Genomic DNA, 20817 nt, shown 5'->3' on the forward strand with positions numbered 1-20817 from the left:
AGCCGCTGCGTAGACTCGGCGGCTGTGGGCATCAGCGACGACGACCTCGGATACCTGCGCCGCTGCGTGGAACTCGCGCGCGAAGCCCTCGACGATGGTGACGCCCCGTTCGGGTCGGTCCTGGTAGACGCCGACGGCGTCGTCCGCTTCGAGGACCGCAACCGCACGAAGGACGGCGACGAGACCCGGCACCCCGAGTTCGAGATCGCCCGCTGGGCCGCGGCCAACATGGCACCGGTCCAACGCGTGCGCGCGACCGTCTACACCTCTGGTGAGCACTGCCCCATGTGCGCCGCCGCGCACGGGTGGGTCGGCCTCGGCCGCATCGTGTACGCCGCATCGACCGAGCAGATGGTGGCGTGGCAGATGGAATGGGGCTCGCCGCCGTCGCCGGTGTCGGCCCTGCCCATCACGGCGATCGCGCCGCGGGTCCCGGTCGACGGTCCCGCGCGGGAGTTGGAGTCGGAGATGAAGGCGCTCTACGAGGCCAGGTTCGGGCCGGATGCCTGACTCCCCCGGCTGGGTCGAGCACGCGATCTGGTGGCAGGTCTATCCCCTGGGCTTCGTCGGCGCACACCCGGCGGACCATCCACCGACGGCCGACGAGCATCGCCTGAACCGCCTCACCGACTGGCTCGACCACCCCGTCGCACTCGGCGCGTCGGGCATCGCGCTCGGGCCCGTATTCGCCTCGGCCACACACGGTTACGACACCATCGACCACTACCGCATCGACGAGCGGCTCGGCACCGACGAGGACTTCGACCGCCTGATCGCCGAGGCGCACCGGCGCGGGCTACGCGTGCTGCTCGACGGGGTGTTCAACCACGTCGGCACCGACTTCCCACGCTTCCGCGAGGCCTCCGACGGCGGCCCGGATCATCCGTCGGCTCGGTGGTTCCGCCGGCGCCGCGGGCGGTTCGAGACGTTCGAGGGCCACGACGGGCTGATCGCGCTCGACCACGCCAGCCCCGAGGTCGTCGACTACGTCGCCGACGTGATGTCCACGTGGCTGCGCCGCGGCGCGGACGGCTGGCGACTCGACGCGGCCTATGCAGTGCCCGACCGGTTCTGGGCCGAGGTGCTGCCGCGCGTACGGCGCGAGCATCCCGACGCCTGGTTCGTCGGCGAGGTCATCCACGGCGACTACGCGTCGATGGTGAAGGCGGCCACCTATGACTCCGTCACCCAGTACGAGCTATGGAAGGCCATCTGGAGCAGCCTCAACGACGGCAACTTCCACGAACTCGACCACGCCCTGGGTCGGCACGACGAGTTCCTCGACGTCTTCGTGCCATTGACGTTCGTCGGCAACCACGACGTGACCCGAATCGCGAGCAGGCTCGACGACGTGCGCCACGTCGAACACGCCCTCGCCCTGCTGTTCACCGTCGGCGGCACGCCAAGCATCTACGCCGGCGACGAATGGGGCTACCGCGGCGTCAAGGAAGACCGCTTCGGCGGCGACGACGCCGTGCGCCCCGAATTCCCGCCGCACCCGCCCGAGACGGACCCGGGCGACGACGTGCGCCGGACCCACCAGCACCTGATCGGGTTGCGCAGGCGCAACCCGTGGCTGCACGCGGCCCGCACCACCGCCCTGACGTTGACCAACGAGCGGTACGCGTATCGCGTGCATGCCGGCTCGGACGCCTTGATCGTCGCGCTCAACGTCGGCGACGATCCGATGCGCGTGCCGTTGTCCGAGCACGGCGTGCGGAGCGGGCGAATCGTCGCGGGCTCCGGGGCGCCCGCCGAAGACGTCGTCACCGAGTTGGAGGTCGCTCCGCACGGCTGGGCGATCGTCGCCGACGCACCCTGATTCAGTCCCGCTCGGCCAGCGACTCCCACATCTGGACCGTCGTGGCGTCTTCCTCGCCGTCGTAGAACTTGCCCAGTACGTCGCGGAAGTCGCGGGCGTCGGCCCCATCGGCCGCGCGAGCGAACAACGTCATCGAGGATTGCAGTTTCAGCTCGTCGGGCCAGCCGAACACCTCGCGAGCCGATCGGCCGTCGATGGCATGGGTCAGCCGTGCGCACTCCCGCAGCCGCGGCCCGAGGTTCGGGTGCGCCAGATAGGCCCGTGCCTCGGCCCGCGACCCGATGCCATAGGTCATCGCGGTGCTGCTCCGGCCCAGGCCCTTCAGTTGTGGGAAGACGAACCACATCCAGTGGCTCTGCTTGCGGCCGTCGGTGAGTTCGTCGACCACGTCGGAGTAGATGCGGTCCTGCGCAGCGACGAAGCGCTGCAGGTCGAAGGGATCGTCGATGCCGGCCATCCCGCAACGGTCGCACTCTGAGTGAAGTGATCGCAACGATTCCCTTACAGCCATCCCGACGCCGCGATCAGCGGGTTAGGGTTCGGACTTCAATGATCACCACCACCAGCGAGTCCGCCTCGACGCCGGACACAGGGCCGAACGCGGGGCCGACGCCCACGCGACGGAAGCTGCCGCGCCCCGTGGCGTCCCGGATCAGCATCCAGTCCAAGCTGCTGGTCATGCTGCTGCTGACCAGCATGTTGTCCGCGGCGGTGGTCGGCGCGATCGGCTACCGGTCCGGGCAGTCGTCGCTGCGCGCCTCGGTGTTCGACAGGCTGACCGAGATCCGCGCCTCCCAGTCCCGGCAGCTGCAGACCCAGTTCGACGACTTGAAGAACTCGCTGGTGGTGTATTCGCGCGGCGCGACGGCGACGCTCGCGCTGGAGGCCTACACCGCGGGCTTCGACCAGCTGGCCAACGCCACGATCGACCCGGCGCAGCAGCAGTCGCTGGTCGACTACTACGCCAACCGGTTCGCGCGGGACGAGGCCGCGCAGACGGGCATGCAGGTCGACATCGCCTCGGTGCTGCCCACTTCACCGGCCCAGCGCTACCTGCAGGCTTACTACACCGCGCCGTTCGACGACTGGCAGAAGGCCATCGCCTTCGGTGACGCCCGCGACGGCAGCGCCTGGTCGGCGGCCAATGCCCGGTACAACGACTTCTTCCGGCAGATCGTCGAACGCTTCAAGTACGAGGACGCCCTGCTGCTCGACACCCGCGGCAACGTCGTCTACAGCGCCTACCGCGGCGTCGATCTCGGAACGAACATCTTCAACGGACCCTACAAGGGCAGCAATCTGGACGACGCCTACCGGGCGGCGCTGGACTCCAATGCCCTTGGCTACGTAGGTGTCACGGACTTCAGCGACTACGAGCCCGCCGACGAGCCGACCGCGTGGCTGGTCTCCCCCGTCGGTCCGGACGGGCGGGCCGAGGGCGTGCTGGCGCTGCAGTTCCCCGTGTCGAAGATCAACGACCTGATGACCGCGAACGAGCAGTGGGAACAAGCAGGCATGGGCCGCACCGGCGAGACGTTCCTGGTAGGGCCGGACAACCTCATGCGTTCCGATTCGCGTCTGTTCCTGGAGGATCCCGAGCGGTTCAAGCGCGACGTGGTGAACGCGGGAACGCCGCCGGAGGTCGCCGAGGACTCCATCCGGGAGGGCGGCACCACCTTGGTGCAGCCGGTGGAGACCGACGCCACCCGAGATGCCCAGCGCGGCCAGACCGGATCGTTGATCGCGCGCGACTATCTGGGCCACGAGACGCTGCAGGCCTACGCCCCGGTGAACCTGCCAGGGCTGAACTGGTCGATCGTGGCGAGCATCGACACCGACGAGGCGTTCGCGCCGGTATCGACATTCACCCGCAAGCTTGTCCTGTCGACCACCGCCATCATCTTCATCGTCTGCGTGGCGGCCATGCTGCTGGCCAGGTTGTTCGTCCGGCCGCTACGACGCCTCGAGGCAGGCGCACAGCAGATCAGTGCGGGCGACTACGCGGTGGCGCTGCCGGTGCGCACCCGCGACGAATTCGGCGACCTCACCGTGGCCTTCAACGACATGAGCCGCAACCTCGCGATCAAGGAGGACCTGCTCAACGAGCAACGACGGGAGAATGACCGGCTCCTACTGTCCCTGATGCCCGAACCCGTCGTCGCGCGCTACCGCGAGGGCGAGGAGACCATCGCCCAGGACCACCAGGACGTCACCGTGCTGTTCGCCGACATCGTGGGACTCGACGAGCTGTCCGAGGAGCTGACGTCCGACGAGGGACTGGCGATCGTCAACAAGCTGGTACGCCAATTCGATGCGGCGGCAGTCAATCTCGGCGTGGAGCGGGTGCGCACCCTACGCAACGGCTACCTCGCCAGCTGCGGGCTGAGCGTGCCCAGGCTCGACAACGTGCGGCGGACGGTCGATTTCGCCGTCGAGATGCAGCACATCGTCGATCGGTACAACGCCGAGTCCGGCAACGACCTGCAACTGCGCGCGGGCATCGACACCGGAACGGTCAGCAGCGGACTGGTCGGCCGGTCGAGCCTCGCCTACGACATGTGGGGCGCGGCGGTCAACGTCGCCTACCGTGTGCAGAGCGGGTCAGCGCAACCCGGGGTGTACGTGACGTCCCGGGTCTACGACGCGATGCGCGACACCCGCAAGTTCGACGAGGCCGGGCACGTCGGTTCCGACGACGACACCGAGCCGATCTGGCGTCTGGTGGAGCGTCAGCAGTGACCGGCCTGCTCGACGCGCCCTGGTTCTACTGGGCGGTCGGCGTCGCCATCGGATTCCCGGTCCTGCTCATCCTGCTGACCGAACTGCAGAACGCGCTGCGCCGCCGCGGCAGCGTGCTGACCCGCCCGGTGTATCTGCTGCGGGCCTACATCCTGCCGCTCGGCGCCTTGCTGCTCCTGCTGGTCCAGGCCATCCAGGTCAACGGCGAGGCGACACCGGTGCGCATCGTGGCCACCGTGTTCGGCTTCGTCGTACTCGTCCTGCTGCTGTCGGGGCTCAACGCGACGCTCTTCCAGGGGGCACCGGAAGGCACGTGGCGCAAGCGGGTTCCGTCGATCTTCCTCGACGTGGCGCGCTTTGCGCTCATCGCCGTCGGCGTTGCGCTGATCTTCGCCTACATCTGGGGCGCCAACGTGGGCGGCCTGTTCACGGCGCTCGGCATCTCCTCGATCGTCCTCGGCCTGGCGCTGCAGAACTCGGTGGGCCAGATCATCTCCGGCCTGCTGCTGCTGTTCGAACAGCCGTTCCGGCTCGGCGACTGGGTCGACACGGCGACGGCGCGTGGCCGGGTGGTCGAAGTCAATTGGCGCGCAACGCACATCGAGACCGTGGCCGGGCTGCAGATCACCCCCAACTCCGTGCTGGCCGGCCAGTCGTTCACCAACCTGAGCAGGCCCGAGGGCGCGCACGTCATCACCGTGCAGACGGTGTTCGCGCTCAACGACCCGCCCGACGACGTCTGCGAACTCCTGACCCGGGTCGCCGCGACACTGCCCCAGTTGCGGCCCGGTGTTCAGCCGTCGACCCTTCCGTTGGGTGGCACGGAGTACGCGACGACGATTCCCCTGCGGTCCCCCGCCGACGACGCCGCGGCGCGGTCGACGTTCCTGCGCTGGATCTGGTACGCGGCCCGGCGGGCCGCGCTGCACCTCGACGAGGCCGACGACGACTTCGCCACCGAGGAGCGACTCACCGCGTCGCTGCGGATCGTCGCGCCCGCTCTGCGGCTGGGCCCCGGAGAGGAGTCCGAACTCGTCGCGCACGCCCGACTGACCCGCTACGCCGCCGAGGAGACGCTGCAGTTCGCAGGCGAGGTGCCGCGCCGCATGTCGTTCATCGTCAATGGCAACGTCAAGCTGTTCGTGGCGGGTGACGACGGCGAGGTAGTCCCGGTACGGACCCTGAGCAGAGGCGACTTCATCGGGCAGACGGCGCTGACCCGCGAAGCCGTGTCGGCCTCCGCCCGTGCCGTCGACGAGGTGACGGTCGTTCAGGTCGACCGTGAGCACGTCGAGGAACTCGTCGCGCGAAAGCCGTTGCTACTACAGGACATTGGTAGGACCATCGAGGATCGCCGGCGCAGTGCCCGGCGCGCGTTGGCCGCCGTCCGCGACTGACCGGCACCCGTCGCCGGCCGGTCGCCGGCAAACCACAACAGTCACTTCAGTCCCACCCGTCACAGCGCACGATGGCCGCCGTAGGTGTCGGGGCCGAGTCCTGATCGTTAGCCATTCGCGACACGACACGACGGCGTTGCCCAGGGATGTGCCGTCTCCCTGCGTGTTTCACTGACGACCGCAAAGCAACGGAGATTGCTTTAGGACCAGAAGAGAAAGGCAGGTCGGTTGCCGTTATGAAATTCGTCAGAAAGATTCGTGGAGCGTGGTTGCGTCGGTTGGCGGTGGCCGCCCTCACCGCCGCGACCCTGCCCGGATTGATCGGCGTCGCCGGGGGCACGGCAACCGCAGGAGCGTTCTCGCGTCCGGGCCTGCCGGTCGAGTACCTCGACGTGTTCTCCCAGTCGATGAACCGCAACATCCGGGTCCAGTTCCAGGGCGGCGGCCCGCATGCTGTCTACCTGCTCGACGGCCTGCGCGCCCAGGACGACTACAACGGCTGGGACATCAACACCCCGGCATTCGAGTGGTACTACGGCTCGGGACTGTCGACCGTCATGCCCGTCGGCGGACAGTCGAGCTTCTACACCGACTGGTACCGCCCCTCGCAGGGCAACGGTCAGGACTACACCTACAAGTGGGAGACGTTCCTGACCCAGGAGCTGCCGGCCTACCTCGAGGCGAACAAGGGCGTCGCGCAGAACGGCAACGCCGTCGTGGGTCTGTCGATGGCAGGCGGCACCGCACTGACCTACTCGATCTACTACCCGCAGAAGTTCGTCTACGCCGCATCGCTTTCCGGCTTCCTCAACCCGTCCGAGGGCTGGTGGCCGATGCTGATCGGGCTGGCGATGAACGACGCAGGTGGCTACAACGCCGAGAGCATGTGGGGCCCCTCGAATGACCCGGCATGGAAGCGCAACGACCCGATGGTCAACATTGCTCAGCTCGTCGCCAACAACACCCGCGTCTGGATCTACTGCGGCACCGGCACCCCGTCGGATCTCGACACCGCAGGCGGCGGTGGCAACCTGATGGCCGCGCAGTTCCTCGAAGGGTTCACCCTCCGCACCAACCTCACCTTCCGCGACAACTACGTCGCCGCGGGCGGCACCAACGGCGTGTTCAACTTCCCGGCCGCCGGCACGCACAGCTGGGGTTACTGGGGTCAGCAGCTTCAGATGATGAAGCCCGACATCCAGCGAGTGCTCGGCGCGCAGGCAGTCGCCTAACCGCCCAGCACGACTGCAAGACCAAGGGAGCCTGCCGCAACCCCCCGAGCGGCAGGCTCCCTTCTCGTACGTCCAGGTGTCCGTACCAACCCGAAGCAGCGCTGAGGAGGCGCCATGATCACCGACGGCAGCGTGCGCGTGGGCAATCGCGGGGTCGCCTACACAGAGGTCGGCGACCCCGAGGGCCCGCTGGTGCTGCACAACCACGGAGGGCCCTCGAGTCGCATCGAGGCCGAGCTGTTCGACGTTGGTGCCACGGCTCGCGGCCTTCGATTCGTATGTCCGGACCGACCGGGTTTCGGCCGTTCGGACCCGCATCCCGATCGCAGCTTCGAGTCGTGGGCACGCGACCTGGTCGCGATCGCCGATTCCGTCGGTGCGCAGCGCTTCGCCGTCACGGGCTGGTCCGAGGGCGGGCCATGGGCCTTGGCGGCCGCCGCATACGTCGCGCCGGCCCGCCTCGCCCACGTGGCGTCGATCGGCGGTGCCGCCTACGGCGCGTTCGGTGCCAATTGGGCCGCCAAGCACCTCAGTAGCGCCGACGCCCTCGGCGGGCGACTTGCGCTGCACTTCCATCCCGGCTTCAGGCTGATGTACGACGTGCTCGGGTTGACCGCCAAGCACTTCGAGGCCTCCTACGCCACGTCGATCAGGAAAGCGGTCAGCGACGTGGACCGTGAGGTGCTCGCCGACGACGCCGTCATGGAGCCGTTCCTGCGCGCGTCCCACGAGTGCTTCCGCCACGGCGCCGGCGGGCTGGTCCTCGACGCCACGCTGCTCTACCAGACGTGGCCGTTCGACCTGACCCAGGTGACCAGGCCCGTCCACGTCTGGCACGGCGACGCGGACACCCTGGTGCCGGAGGTCATCGGTCGGACCGTTGCCGAACGGACCCCCGGCGGCGTCTGGCATCCGGTGGCCGGCGAGGGTCACTTCATCGCGGTGAGCCACTGCGACGAGGTCCTCTCGCTCGTCGCGGGAGATCTCGCGACCGCCTGAGCCACCCCAGCGCGGGGCAGCATCGTCGGTGATCTCCATTTCGCCCAGGGCTACATCAACACCCCGCGGGAACAAAGCCGAACCGCCCAAGGTTGAGCGCATCAGATTCAACTTTGGAGGATTGATGCCAGAACCAATCGCAGTCCCCGTCCTGTTCATCAGCGAGCCGGTCGTGCTGCCCGGAATGGTGGTGCCGGTCGAACTCGACGACGCGGCCCGCGCGGCGGTCGACGCCGCCCAGGCAAGCGAGTCGGGCAAGCTGCTCATCGCCCCGCGTCTCGACGACCGTTACCCCACCCACGGCGTGATCGCCTCGATCGTGCAGGTCGGCCGCGTGCCTGGCGGCGGTGCAGCCGCCGTCGTGCGCGGTGAGCGGCGGGCGCACATCGGCTCCGGCACCACCGGGCCCGGTGCGGCGCTGTGGGTCGAGGTCACCGAGGTCGTCGACGACCCGGCCGGCCCGGCCAACGAGACCAAGACGCTCGCGGCGGAGTACAAGAAGCTGCTGTTGGCGATGCTGCAGCGCCGCGAGGCGTGGCAGATCGTGGACGTGGTCAACAAGATCAGCGACCCGTCCGCACTGGCCGACACCGCCGGGTACGCGTCGTACCTGACCGACGTGCAGAAGCGGCAACTGCTGGAGACCGAGGACGTCGCGGCACGCCTGCGCGTCCTGATCGAGTGGACCGGCGAGCACCTGGCCGAGACCGAGGTGAACGACAAGATCGCCGAGGACGTCCGCGCTGGAATGGACAAGCAGCAGAAGGAATTCCTGCTGCGCCAGCAGCTCGCGGCGATCCGCAAGGAACTCGGCGAGGGCGAGCCCGAAGGGTCCGACGATTACCGGTCCCGCGTCGAGGCCGCCGACCTGCCCGAGAAGGTGCGCGAAGCCGCGCTGCGGGAAGTCGGCAAGCTGGAACGCTCCAGCGACCAGAGCCCCGAGGGCGGCTGGATTCGCACCTGGTTGGACACCGTCCTGGACCTGCCGTGGAACGTGCGCACCGAGGACTCGACGGACCTCGCCGGGGCCCGCGAGATCCTCGACGCCGACCACCACGGGCTGGACGACGTGAAGGACCGGATCGTCGAGTACCTGGCGGTCCGGGCCCGACGTGCCCAGCGCGGCATGGCGGTCGTCGGCGGCCGTGGCTCCGGCGCCGTGATGGTGCTGGCAGGCCCTCCCGGCGTCGGCAAGACGTCGCTGGGTGAGTCGGTGGCCCGCGCGCTGGGCCGCAAGTTCGTGCGCGTCGCCCTGGGTGGCGTGCGCGATGAGGCCGAGATCCGTGGTCACAGGCGCACCTACGTCGGTGCGCTGCCCGGCCGGTTGGTCCGCGCGATCGGCGAGGCCGGGTCCATGAACCCGGTCGTGCTGCTCGACGAGATCGACAAGGTGGGTTCGGACTACCGCGGCGACCCGAGTGCGGCGTTGCTCGAGGTGCTGGATCCGGCGCAGAACCACACGTTCCGCGATCACTACCTCGATCTCGACCTCGACCTGTCCGACGTCGTGTTCCTGGCGACGGCCAACGTCATCGAGAACATCCCGCAGGCACTGCTGGACCGCATGGAGCTGGTGCAGATCGACGGGTACACCGAGGACGACAAGGTCGCCATCGCTCGGGACTACCTGCTGCCAAGGCAGCGTGAGCGTGCGGCGCTGACGACCGAGGAGGTCGAGGTGACCGACGACGCGCTGCGCAAGATCGCGGCCGACTACACCCGGGAGCCCGGCATGCGCCAGTTCGAGCGGTTGCTGGCAAAGGCGTTGCGCAAGGCGACGACGAAGTTGGCGGGTGGCGTGGAGTCACTCGTCATCGACGAGCCTGATCTCGTTGCGTACCTGGGCCGTCCGCGGTTCACGCCGGAGTCCGACGAACGCACTGCGGTGCCGGGTGTCGCGACCGGCCTGGCCGTCACGGGTCTGGGCGGCGACGTGCTCTTCATCGAGGCGAACTCGAACTCCGGTGACGCGGGTCTGCGACTGACCGGTCAGCTGGGCGACGTGATGAAGGAGTCGGCGCAGATCGCGCTGTCCTACGTCCGGGCGCACGCCGAGCAGTTGGGCGTGGACCCGGAGGCGCTGGATCGCCAGATCCACGTGCACTTCCCGGCAGGCGCGGTGCCCAAGGACGGTCCGTCCGCGGGTGTCACGATGGTCACGGCGCTGGTGTCGATGGCCACCGGACGCAAGGTCCGCGGTGACGTGGGCATGACCGGCGAGGTCACGCTGAACGGCCGGGTGCTGCCGATTGGCGGCGTCAAGCAGAAGCTGCTGGCGGCGCAACGGGCCGGGTTGAAGACCGTCTTCATCCCGCAGCGCAACGAGCCCGACCTGGACGAGGTGCCCGCCGAGGTGCTCGAGGCGTTGGAGGTCAAGCCGATGACCGACGTGGCCGACATCGTCGCGCTGGCACTGGAGCCGCTGACCGAGGCCGCGACCGTCGCTGCCTGACAACCGAATACCGCGAGCAGACGCAAAATCCCCTCGATCACGCCGAAAGAGGGGATTTTGTGTCTGCTCGCCGAGGAAGGGGACTACGAAGATGCCACGTCGCGGAGAACCGTTGCGCAAGCTCGGGTTCCTGACCATCGGGCGCTTCGACCCGGCCAACCCCGGGCCGGGCATGGAGGAGACGCTTCGGACCATCGAGCGGGCCGAGGCGCTCGGGTACGACAGCGTCTGGCTGCGTGACCGGCACCTGCAGCCCGGCATCTCCTCGCCCGTCGCGATCATGGCGGCGGCCAGCCAGCGCACCAGCCGCATCGAGCTGGGCACCGCGGTGATCCCCCTCGGCCTGGAGAACCCGTTCCGCCTCGCCGAGGACCTGGCCACCGTCGACATCCTGTCCGGCGGCCGGATCAACCCGGGCGTGTCGGTCGGCACGCCGATGCTCTACGACCACTACAAGACCGCGCTCTACCCCGAAGCGCATGACACACAGGACTTCTCGAAGGAGCGCGTGCTGCGTCTGCTGCGTGCGCTGCGCGGCGAACCGGTCAGCGACTTCGCCGGCACCGTCGGCGTCGAACAGTTCACCGATCGCATTCAGCCGCACTCCCCGGGTCTGGCCGACCGGGTCTGGTACGGCGGCGGCCTCGAGTCGGCCAGGTGGGCGGGCGAGCAGGGCATCAACTACCTGACCAGTTCGGTGGTGAGCACGCAGGGCACCTCGGGGGAAACGCCGTCAACTGACTTCGCCACCATCCAGGGCGAGCAGATCGACGCCTATCGGGCACACCACCCGCGACCCGAAACGGCAAGGGTGTCACAGGGTCTCGTCGTCATCCCGACCGACTCGGCCACCGACGACCAGGCCCGGCGCTACCGCGAATACGCCGCCAGCCGATTCGAACGGACCACCGCTCCGCAGGGACCGCGCCGGATGCTGTTCTCCCCCGACTACGTCGGCACCTCCGACGAACTCGCCGACCGGCTGTTCGACCATGCCGGCTTCCAGCGCGCCGACGAGGTGGCGTTCGCGCTCCCATTCACGTTCGGCGCCGACGACTACGCCCAGATCATCGACGACATCGCCGAGAATCTCGGCCCGCGCCTGGGGTGGCAACCACGCATGTGACAACCGGCGGTCAGCGGGTATGACACCGGTCGTGAGCGTCCGGATCGGCACGTCGGGGTGGTCGTACGACCACTGGAACTCGGTGCTCTACCCGACGGGCATGCCCGTGTCGCGACGCCTGGCCCGGTACGTGCAGGAGTTCGACACGGTGGAACTCAATGCGAGCTTCTACCGGTGGCCCAAGGACTCCACGTTCGAGGGCTGGCGCCAGCGGCTCCCCGAGGGCTTCACGATGACGGTCAAGGCGCACCGCGGGCTGACGCACTTCCGGCGGCTGCGGGAACCCGAGGCGTGGGTCGAGCGGTTCGAACGCTGCTGGCGCGCCCTGGGCGACCGACGCGAAGCCCTGCTGGTTCAACTGCACCCTGCGCTCGCCTGCGACGACGCGTCGACCGCCCTGCTGGACCGCTTCCTCACGCTGATGCCGGACTGGATTCCCGTGGCCGTCGAGTTCCGCCACCCGTCATGGGACGCGCCGGCCGTCTACGACCTGCTCGAGCGCCACGGCGCGGCGTACGTCGTAACCAGCGGCGCTGGCCTGCCTTGCGTGCTGCGCGCCACCAGCCGCCTGGTGTACGTGCGCATGCACGGGCCCGACGACGAGCACCTCTACGCCGGTTCGTACTCCGACGACTCGATGCGCTGGTGGGCCGACCGCATCGGTGAGTGGCAGGACCAGGGCCGCGACGTGCTGGTCTACTTCAACAACGACGGCGAGGGCAACGCCGTGCGCAACGCGTGGACCTTGAAGGACCTGCTGAGTTCCAGCCCCTGACGACCGGTGACCCGGCCTAGAATTCCTGCCCATGGCGTACGACGAGGACCTCGCCAACCGCATCCGCGAGGTGCTGGCGGGTGAACAGGCCGTCGAGGGGCGCGCCGTCGACGAGAAGCGCATGTTCGGCGGGCTCGCGTTCCTGGTCGGCGGACACATGGCCGTCGCGGCCAGCGGACGCGGCGGGCTGATGGTCCGCGTGCCACCCGAGGACACCGAGACGCTGCTGGCCGCAGACCACGTCTCCCCCATGGTGATGGCGGGCCGCGAGACCAAGGGCTGGCTGCGGGTCGCCGACGACGGCGTGCGCACCACACGCCAACTGCGGACCTGGGTGCGCCGCGGTGTCGCCCACGTCACGACGCTCCCACCGAAGTAGCCCGCGTTTTGGTGCCCGACCCCACGGGTATCGCAACGAAGATGAGGGATACGAAGCAATTCGTGCGTCGTCTCATCCGGACGGCGGGCAAGACCTACGCCGAGCAGAGTGGCATCAGGCTGAAGGACAAGCCGATGCCGTTGTTCCAGCTCCTCGTACTCGCCATGCTCGCCAGCAAGCCGATCGGTGCCGACGTCGCAGCCAATGCAGCTCGCCAGCTCTCCAAGGCCGGCATGCGCACGCCGCGTGCCGTGCTCTCCGGGGACCGACAGAAGGTGATCGCCGCCTTCGGCCGCGCCGGGTACGCGCGCTACGACGAGAGTTCGGCGACGCGGCTGTGCGACATGGCACGACGCGTGCAGGACGAGTACGACGGCGACCTGCGCAATCTCGGCGTCCGCTGCGGCCAGGACCCCCGCCGGGCGGCCGAGGAACTGATGAAGTTCAACGGCATCGGGCCCACCGGCGCCGACGTCTTCCTGCGCGAGGTGCAGGTCGTGTGGCCGTGGGTGCGTCCGCACTTCGACGACAAGGCCATCGCCGCCGCCCGCGAACTGCACCTGCCCACCGCGCCGTCCGACCTCGCCGCGCTCGCACCGCGCAGCAACGCCCAGCTGGCCGCGGCGCTGGTGCGCGTCTCGCTGGACGACGAGCTGCGCGACGAGGTCATGCGCTCCTCGGTTTCCGAGCGATAGGTCACCCGCCTGCGCCGTCGCGTGTGCGTTCGGGCACGCTGGGTGGCCGATATGCGTGCCATGAAACGAACCGCCGCGTTGAGCCTCGCGCTCCTAGCCCTCGGTTGCTCCGGGCCGGTCGTCGACACCGGCGAACCGCCCGTCACGACCAAGACCACGCCCCCGTCGCCTGCCCCGCCGCAGCAGCCGCGGGTGGAGCACCAGGTCAACGGATTCGACTACGCGGGCGAGGTCAACGGCGCCACCTGGTACTTCTTCACCACTCCCAGCGGCCGATGGGAGTGTGCGATCGTGCCCCGGGTGACGGCCGGCTGCCAGGCCGCCGGCGGACAGTCCAGCCTGGGCATCACGGGAGCGCCCGACTCGGTCCTCGACGCCACGGGCGAGGAGAGCACGCCGAACGCGATCGAGGTGCCCCGCGACGGCGAGCCACGGTTCAGCGCGGTGGATCCGCCCGGCTTCGGATTGGCCGAGGGCACGCCTGCCGAACTCCCGTTCAATCGCGTGCTGTCGGTGGCCGGGTTCCGCTGCAACGTGCAGGAGGCGACCGGGGTGTCGTGCATGTCCGACAAGAGCCGCCAAGGCTTCACCTTCTCCGCCGAGGGCTTCACGCCCGCCTACGTCGAGGTACCTGCCGACGCACCGTAGCGGGACGACGGCGGGCGGCGGCGGCGGTCGCGGTGAGGCACGATGAGGACCGGTGGGTCAGGCCGAGGGGGTACGGGTGAGCATGGCCGACGACTGCGTGCCTGCGTCCGCGCCCACCTGGGCGGGCCTCCCGCTCGACGGCGTGACCCGCGTCGCGGGCGTCGATCGCGCCGCACTGTCCATCAGCCTCGACCCGCTCCCGGACGGCGCTCCGGTGGTGATCGGCTGCGACGTGGCCCCGGCCGGTTCGGCGGCCACCGTCGTCGACGAGGTACTCGCCCAACTCGAGGTCGTGGCCCGCGCGGTGTTTCCCGCATGGCTGCCCGGCGGAGAACACCTCGAGGGCGCAACCGCATTCGAGCGCCGCACGGCGCGACGCCTGGCCGAGTCGTTCGCCGCGCACAGCACGCACTACGGTCCGTTCCTCGCAGCGCTCGCCGAGGGCGCGCTGATCGGCCGCGAGGTCGACGGTCATCCCGCCGACGTCCGGGCCCGCGGCCTGATCCGCGTCGTGGCGGCCGCCTACGGCCGGGACCGCGTCGCGGTACTGCTCGACTGCGTCACGCCTCTCGACCTCGACGGCCGGGCGTTCGTCGCCGCGGCGGCATCCTGGCTTGCCGACCACTCGGGTGCGGCCGTCTGGCTGGTGGGCGCCGAACTCGCCGAACTCGACCGCTTCCCGACCCGCCGACCGACACTGCCTGCCTTCGTCGAGACCCTGACCCCGACGCCCACCGCCCCCGCGCCGCCACCGGAGTACCCCGCCGTCGCGGGGCGACCGCACCCCCGCAGCACCGCGGAACGCGCACTCGAAGCCGGTCTCGCGCGGTGCGCCTGGGCCGCGGGCCGCACGTGGAACCAGGTGCACCAGCCGCATCCGCTGGACGTGCCGATCCGCGTCGACCTGATGTGGCACGACGCCCGCTGCGCCGTCGAGATCGACGGACCCGATCACCGGGGTGCCCTGAAGTACGCCGACGACCGCCGCCGCGACAACGCCCTGGTGCTCGCCGGGTACGCGGTCCTGCGATTCACCAACGACGACGTCCACCGGGACACCGCGACCGTCCTGGCCACCATCGAACGACTCCTCACCGACCGACGGCAGAAAGGCAACGCCACGTGAGCGTTCTCCCCGACGAGTTGACCGGAACCGAGCAGGCGGTCCTGCTGGTCCTGATGGCCGAAGCGGCTCCCGTGCCCAATCCGCGACTGCGGGACCTGGGACCCGAACTCAAGAAAAACCATCGAGACCGGTTGCGCGACAAGGGACTCATCGACGTCAAGCCCGGCAGCCCGATGGTCCTCGAACTCACCGACGCGGGCTGGAAGCTGTGCCGTGCCATCATCGGCACCGACGCACCCGACGGCGTGCGCGGCCAGAACAAGACGCTGTATACGTTGATGAAGGCGCTGGGCCGGTATCTCGATCACGCCGATCTGGCGCTGGCCGACGTGTTCGCACCCGTCGACGACTACGCGGCGGTGGGCGTCTCGACCGAGGGCGTCGCACCGGAGCGGGAAGGCACGGTCGGAGGGGACGTGGAGGACAGGATTCGCAGCGCATACCGGCAGCTCGCCCGTCGTCCCGGCAGCTGGGTCGGGCTGGTCAAGGTGCGGTCCGCACTGCCCGACGTCTCGCGAGACGAGATGGACACGGCGCTGCTGCGCCTCTATCAGGCGCCCGGGGTGAGCCTCATCCCCGAGGAGAACCAGAAGACGCTGACCGATGCGGATCGCACCGCGGCGGTCCGGATCGGCAACAAGGACAACCACTTGATCGCGATCGAACCGTGATGGACACCGGCCAGCGCGACGCCCTGGCGGGGCTGCGCCTGACGTGGGCGCCGACCGCCGACGACCTCTGGCACTCCCAGGGTGCCCTCCACGTCGGCGGACTCAACGAATTCGCCCTCGAGGAGGTCGATGCCGCCTTCTCCGACGCGGCGGAGAACCCCGACTCCAACCCGCTGGGCGTGGTCATCCGGGGCCGCGCGGGGTCCGGCAAGACGCATCTACTGGGTCAGGTCCGCGAACGCGTTCAGGCCCGCGGCGGGTTCTTCCTGCTCGTCGAACTGCTCGACGCCACCAGCTTCTGGCAGTCCGCCCACGGCGGCATCCTCGACAGCCTCAACCGGCCCGGCGGCGAACGCGAGACCCAGCTCAAGGACCTGCTGTGGCAACTCTCGACGCTGGCGCACGTCGGTCGCGCGGACCGTCGATCGCTCATCGGCGACGACGACGTGACACCCGAGATCGTCGAACGCTTCGTCAACGCACTGCACCGCGAACACCGCGCCACCGTCAGGGAATGCCACCACACCTTGCGCGCCCTGGTTCTGCTCGGATCCGGCGACCTGGGACTACAGGACGTCGGACAGGCCTTCCTGTCCGGCAACGACCTCGACGACGCCGCCCGCGCCGCCTGGCGGCTGCCCAACCCCACGCTGACACCGCAGGAGTCGGTGCGCCAGATCTCCCGGATCATCGCGCTGGCCGGACCCGCCGTACTGGCGATCGATCAGATCGACACGCTGCTGGCCCAGTCGACCGATGCCACCGACGTGGCAGGCCGCACGGACAACCGCGACCTCGAACACGTCGCCCACGGCCTGATGGCGATCCGTCAGACCATGCGTCGCTCCCCCGCCGTCATCGCGTGTCTGCCCGCCGTGTGGGAGTCCATCGAGACCCGCGCAGTGGGCACGGTGAGCGACCGGTTCCGGGTCACCGCACCGCTGCGGCCGCTGCCGACCGCCGATCTCGGCCGCGCGATCCTCGAGCGCCGATTCTCCACCAGCTACGCCGCGAAGGGCTTCACGCCGCCGTACCCGAGCTGGCCGATCCTGCCGTCGGCGTTCGACGAGGCGCCCCAGTTCACGCCGCGCGAACTACTCAAGCGTGCCGACGCCCACGTCCGCCGCTGCCTCGAACGCGACACGCTGGTCGAGTTGGCCTCACTCACCGCGCCCGACGAGGTGCCCGCAAGTGAACCCCGGTCCGGCGACACCGATCCGACAGGTCTGGACGCCGTCTTCGCCGAATACCGGCGCCGCGCAGTGCCCGCCGCGGCGCTGGAACCCGACGGCGAGGACACCACCGTGCCCGCCCTGCTGGGTGCGGTGCTCGACGCCTGGATCGCCGAGCTGGGCGAGGAGGAGCAGGCATTCCGGCTCGATCCCCCGCCGGGGCACAAGCCGCCGCTGCACGCCCGGCTGCGCCAGAGCCTGGACTCCTCCACCGACGACGAGCGGCACTGGGCGTTCCGTGCGATCGCCGCCACGAATGCGATCGCGGCGCAGACCAGGATCCGAAATGCCAGTAGCGCAGCGGGTTCCGCGTCCGGCTCACAGAAGCGGCGACTGTTCCTGCTTCGCAACACACCGTGGCCGAGCGGCAGGAAGACCGCAGAACTGATCGCCGAGTTCGAGGCCGCCGGTGGCCGCACGCTGCCGATGTCCGACGACGATCTGCGCACCAGCTTCGCGCTGCGGGACATGCTGGAGGACGACGACGCCGGGCTGATGGCGTGGTTGCGCACCCGCAGGCCCGCGCACTCGGTGGCACTACTGCGCACGGCCTTCGGCGACCTCGCCGGAGACGAACCGCCGCCGGTGCCGGCGCCCTCGGTTCCGGTGCAGGCCGAACCGGCCGCCGCGGCCTACCCGACGGTCGCGGCCTCGGCGCACGAGTTGCCCCTCGGCGTCGACGCAGGCGACGGCGCGGTGACCGTCGACCTCGCCGCATTGCGCAAGCACACCTCGATCTTCGCGGGTTCGGGCTCCGGCAAGACGGTGCTCATCCGGCGGCTGATCGAAGAGGCAGCCCTGCGCGGGGTGTCGTCGATCGTGCTCGACCCGAACAACGACCTGTCCCGACTCGGCGACCCGTGGCCGCAGCGCCCCGACGGCTGGAACCCCTCGGACGACGCTCGCGCCGAGCAGTACTTCGCGGGCACCGAGGTCGTGGTGTGGACGCCCCGTAGGAACTCCGGCCGACCGCTGTCGTTCCAGCCGCTGCCCGACTTCGACGGAGTGCGCGACAGCGCCGAGGAATTCGAGGACGCCGTCGACTCGGCGGTCGCCGCGCTCGAGCCGCGCGCGTTGATCACCGGCAACACGGCGAAGGCGATGCAGTCGCGCGCCGTGCTCAAAGTCGCACTGCGGCACTACGCTCGGCGCGAAACCCAGGCCACGCTACCGGGATTCATCGCCATGCTCGGTGACCTGCCCGACGGCGTCAGCGAGCTGCCCAAGGGCGCGAAGCTGGCAGCCGAACTCTCGGCCAACCTGCATGCCGCGATGGTCAACGATCCCCTGTTCGGCGGCAGCGGTACCCCGGCGGATCCTGAAGTGCTGCTCACGCCGTCGGACGGCTACCGCGCCCGGGTGTCGGTGATCAACATGATCGGGTTGACCAGCGACCAGCAGCGCGAGGGCTTCGTCAACCAGTTGCAGATGGCGCTGTTCTCCTGGATCAAGCGGAACCCGGCGGCCGACCGCCCGCTCGGCGGACTGCTGGTGATGGACGAGGCACAGAACTTCGCACCGTCCGACCGCTACACCGCCTGCACGCGAAGCACGCTCGCGCTGGTCTCCCAGGCCCGAAAGTACGGTCTGGGACTGGTATTCGCGACGCAGGCGCCCCGCGGCCTGCACCTGCACATCCCCGGCAACTCGACCACGCAGTTCTACGGCCTGCTCAACGCGCCCGCCCAGATCGCCACGGCCAGGGAGATGGCCCGCGTCAAGGGTGGTGAGGTGCCCGACATCAGCAAGCTGCGGGCAGGCAATTTCTACGTGGCGCTGGAAGGGCTTGCCTTCCATAGGATCCGGACGCCGTGGTGCCTGTCGCACCACCCGCAGAGTCCGCCGACCACCGACGAGGTGCTGGAGATCGCTCAGCGTCCACTGCGGCCGCGACCCGCGACCTAATACTCGACGCGGAAGTTGCCGATCAGCCGGATCAGGTTGCCGTCGGGGTCTCGAAGCGTCGACAGCTGGACGCCCTTGTTGACATCCTCGACGTCACCGGGCGCCAGGCCCTGCTCGGCCGCCTGGGCGACGTGCCGGTCGAGATCGTCTACGGCGACGTTCAGCAGGCCGGATCCGGCGCGGTCGGCGTCGACGAACACCTGAACCCAGCCACCCGGTACTAACTGCCATTCGACGAGCACGGGCATGGGGTTGTTGTCGGCGGGGCGCCCGAAGAGCTTCTGGTACCAGGCATTGGCCCGGTCGAGGTCGGACACCGGGACGACGGCGAGCACGTGTTCGATCGACACGATCTGTTCCCTTCGTTGGATTCTCCATACCGACCAGGTGCGGGCCAGAAACTCATCGCGAGACGAGTATGGGCCCCGTGTACGCACGTCACGCGACGCGCGTACACGGGGCCCACGGTCACCCCGTCGAGAACCTGCCGGTATCCGCGACTAGGGCTGCTTCTGCCCCGGAATCCCCTCGTAGGCGATGTCGCCGCTCTTGAGGTTCTGCGCGGTCAGCTCGGTCAGGCCGTCCAGGAACTTCTGGCGGTCGGTGACGACGTGCTCGAGTGCGACGTCGACGTTCTCCTTGGTGATGGCGGGCATGACGTACACCGGTTCGGTGTTCACCTGCTCGCCCTTGACCAGCGCGTTGGCCACGGCGAGGCCCGCCGACAGCTCGACGGTGCCGTTCTGCAGTGAGGTGCCGATGAATTCACCGCTCTTGACGGCGTTGAGCCCGTCCTCGATGCCGTCGATCCCGACGATCGGGACGTCGGTGCGGTTGGCCTCCTTGAGCGCCTGCAGCGCGCCGAGACCCATGTCGTCGTTCTGGGCGACGACGCCGTTGATCTCCGGCCCGAAGCTGGAGATCCAGTTCTTCATCTTGTTGACCGCTTCGTCGCGCTTCCAGTTCGCGGTGTCCTTGGCGAGCACCTTGATGTCCGGGTACTTGGCGAGTACCTGGTCGATTCCCTTGCCGCGGTTGATCTCACCGGATCCACCGAGCGGGCCCTGCAGCACCACGATGTTGCCACGGCCACCCAGCTTGTCGGCCATCATCTGCATCTCCTGGGCACCGGCGGCGACGTCGTCGGGCTGCACGTTGCCCGCCAGGTCCGGGGTGTCCAGTGCAGCGTTGACCGCGAGCAACGGGATGTTCTTCGCCTTGGCCGACGCGACCTGCGGAGCGAGTGAATCCGCCTGCACGGGAACGACGATGATCGCGGCGACGCCCTGGTTGATCAAGGAGTCGACCTGGCTGGCCTGGGTAGAGACGTCGTTGTTGGCCGAGTTCCACACCAGCTCGATGTCATTGGCCTTGGCATAGGTCTCCATGCCCTCCTTGCCTGCGGTGATGAACGAACTCATGTCGTACACCGTGACGCCGATGCGGGTGGTTCCGCTGTTGGCCTCGGTGTCGCCCGCGCCGCAGGCCGTCATGCCGAGTGTCAACAGCCCTGCCGAGGCGACTACGCCCAGTTTGGTCGTCAGTCTCATTCGATTCCTTCCTGTTTCGCGATTCGTGGAGCATTTCCCGCGGTGAGCGCGGGAGATGCTCCACGAATC

At 69.1% G+C, this 20817-nt stretch carries 18 protein-coding genes; 15 read left to right on the forward strand and 3 right to left on the reverse strand.

Annotated elements, in window-relative coordinates; all coding sequences use genetic code 11:
• Positions 1-24 precede the first annotated feature (24 nt).
• Entirely contained in the window at positions 25-510 is a 486-nt protein-coding gene (locus G6N61_RS04195) for a nucleoside deaminase (protein WP_163917391.1), read from the forward strand.
• Positions 503-1822: an alpha-amylase family protein gene (locus tag G6N61_RS04200; RefSeq protein ID WP_163917392.1), complete on the forward strand. Its 1320-nt coding sequence runs from the start codon at positions 503-505 to the stop codon at positions 1820-1822. Before G6N61_RS04195 ends, G6N61_RS04200 begins: the two co-directional genes overlap by 8 nt.
• A 1-nt stretch (position 1823) precedes the next feature.
• Here the strand turns inward: G6N61_RS04200 and G6N61_RS04205 are convergent, their stop codons facing one another.
• Positions 1824-2279: a DUF1810 domain-containing protein gene (locus G6N61_RS04205; RefSeq protein ID WP_163917393.1), complete on the reverse strand. Its 456-nt coding sequence runs from the start codon at positions 2277-2279 to the stop codon at positions 1824-1826.
• A 92-nt stretch (positions 2280-2371) separates the two neighbouring features.
• Between G6N61_RS04205 and G6N61_RS04210 the strand changes: the two genes are divergently transcribed.
• The 13 genes from G6N61_RS04210 to G6N61_RS04270 all read left to right on the forward strand — a co-directional run bounded on the left by G6N61_RS04210 (position 2372) and on the right by G6N61_RS04270 (position 19198).
• Complete coding sequence (locus tag G6N61_RS04210; RefSeq protein WP_179973565.1) at positions 2372-4561, forward strand: adenylate/guanylate cyclase domain-containing protein; 2190 nt, start codon at positions 2372-2374, stop codon at positions 4559-4561.
• Positions 4558-5958 (forward strand): mechanosensitive ion channel family protein, encoded by a 1401-nt coding sequence (locus G6N61_RS04215; RefSeq protein ID WP_163917394.1) that lies wholly within the window; start codon positions 4558-4560, stop codon positions 5956-5958. Before G6N61_RS04210 ends, G6N61_RS04215 begins: the two co-directional genes overlap by 4 nt.
• Before the next feature lie 236 nt (positions 5959-6194).
• Positions 6195-7190: an esterase family protein gene (locus tag G6N61_RS04220; protein WP_163917395.1), complete on the forward strand. Its 996-nt coding sequence runs from the start codon at positions 6195-6197 to the stop codon at positions 7188-7190.
• A 114-nt stretch (positions 7191-7304) separates the two neighbouring features.
• Positions 7305-8189: an alpha/beta fold hydrolase gene (locus G6N61_RS04225; protein WP_163917396.1), complete on the forward strand. Its 885-nt coding sequence runs from the start codon at positions 7305-7307 to the stop codon at positions 8187-8189.
• A 124-nt stretch (positions 8190-8313) separates the two neighbouring features.
• Positions 8314-10641 (forward strand): endopeptidase La, encoded by a 2328-nt coding sequence (lon, locus tag G6N61_RS04230; protein WP_163917397.1) that lies wholly within the window; start codon positions 8314-8316, stop codon positions 10639-10641.
• A gap of 91 nt (positions 10642-10732) precedes the next feature.
• Positions 10733-11767, forward strand: a complete 1035-nt coding sequence (locus G6N61_RS04235) for an LLM class flavin-dependent oxidoreductase (RefSeq protein ID WP_163917398.1) — start codon at positions 10733-10735, stop codon at positions 11765-11767.
• Positions 11768-11798: 31 nt separating this feature from the next.
• Entirely contained in the window at positions 11799-12542 is a 744-nt protein-coding gene (locus G6N61_RS04240) for a DUF72 domain-containing protein (protein WP_235887405.1), read from the forward strand.
• Between the two features lie 31 nt (positions 12543-12573).
• Positions 12574-12921: a TfoX/Sxy family protein gene (locus G6N61_RS04245; RefSeq protein ID WP_163917400.1), complete on the forward strand. Its 348-nt coding sequence runs from the start codon at positions 12574-12576 to the stop codon at positions 12919-12921.
• A 41-nt stretch (positions 12922-12962) separates the two neighbouring features.
• Complete coding sequence (locus G6N61_RS04250; RefSeq protein WP_163917401.1) at positions 12963-13616, forward strand: HhH-GDP family DNA glycosylase; 654 nt, start codon at positions 12963-12965, stop codon at positions 13614-13616.
• A 60-nt stretch (positions 13617-13676) separates the two neighbouring features.
• A complete protein-coding gene (locus G6N61_RS04255; RefSeq protein ID WP_235887406.1) occupies positions 13677-14264 on the forward strand; it encodes a hypothetical protein in 588 nt (195 codons plus the stop codon).
• A gap of 52 nt (positions 14265-14316) precedes the next feature.
• Positions 14317-15390, forward strand: coding sequence for an endonuclease domain-containing protein (locus G6N61_RS04260; RefSeq protein ID WP_235887407.1), 1074 nt, complete (start codon positions 14317-14319; stop codon positions 15388-15390).
• Complete coding sequence (locus G6N61_RS04265) at positions 15387-16061, forward strand: hypothetical protein (protein ID WP_163917403.1); 675 nt, start codon at positions 15387-15389, stop codon at positions 16059-16061. The genes G6N61_RS04260 and G6N61_RS04265 overlap by 4 nt, the downstream gene beginning before the upstream one ends.
• Entirely contained in the window at positions 16061-19198 is a 3138-nt protein-coding gene (locus tag G6N61_RS04270; protein ID WP_163917404.1) for a helicase HerA domain-containing protein, read from the forward strand. The genes G6N61_RS04265 and G6N61_RS04270 overlap by 1 nt, the downstream gene beginning before the upstream one ends.
• Here the strand turns inward: G6N61_RS04270 and G6N61_RS04275 are convergent.
• Positions 19195-19548 (reverse strand): VOC family protein, encoded by a 354-nt coding sequence (locus tag G6N61_RS04275; protein WP_163917405.1) that lies wholly within the window; start codon positions 19546-19548, stop codon positions 19195-19197. The two genes, G6N61_RS04270 and G6N61_RS04275, sit on opposite strands and share 4 nt — an antisense overlap.
• Positions 19549-19698: 150 nt before the next feature.
• The gene (locus G6N61_RS04280; protein ID WP_163917406.1) at positions 19699-20748 is read right to left on the reverse strand and encodes a substrate-binding domain-containing protein; all 1050 of its coding nucleotides are present in this window, start codon (positions 20746-20748) and stop codon (positions 19699-19701) included.
• Positions 20749-20817 lie beyond the last annotated feature (69 nt).

This window comes from Mycolicibacterium arabiense (genome assembly GCF_010731815.2).
GTDB classification, from domain to species: Bacteria; Actinomycetota; Actinomycetes; order Mycobacteriales; family Mycobacteriaceae; genus Mycobacterium; species Mycobacterium arabiense.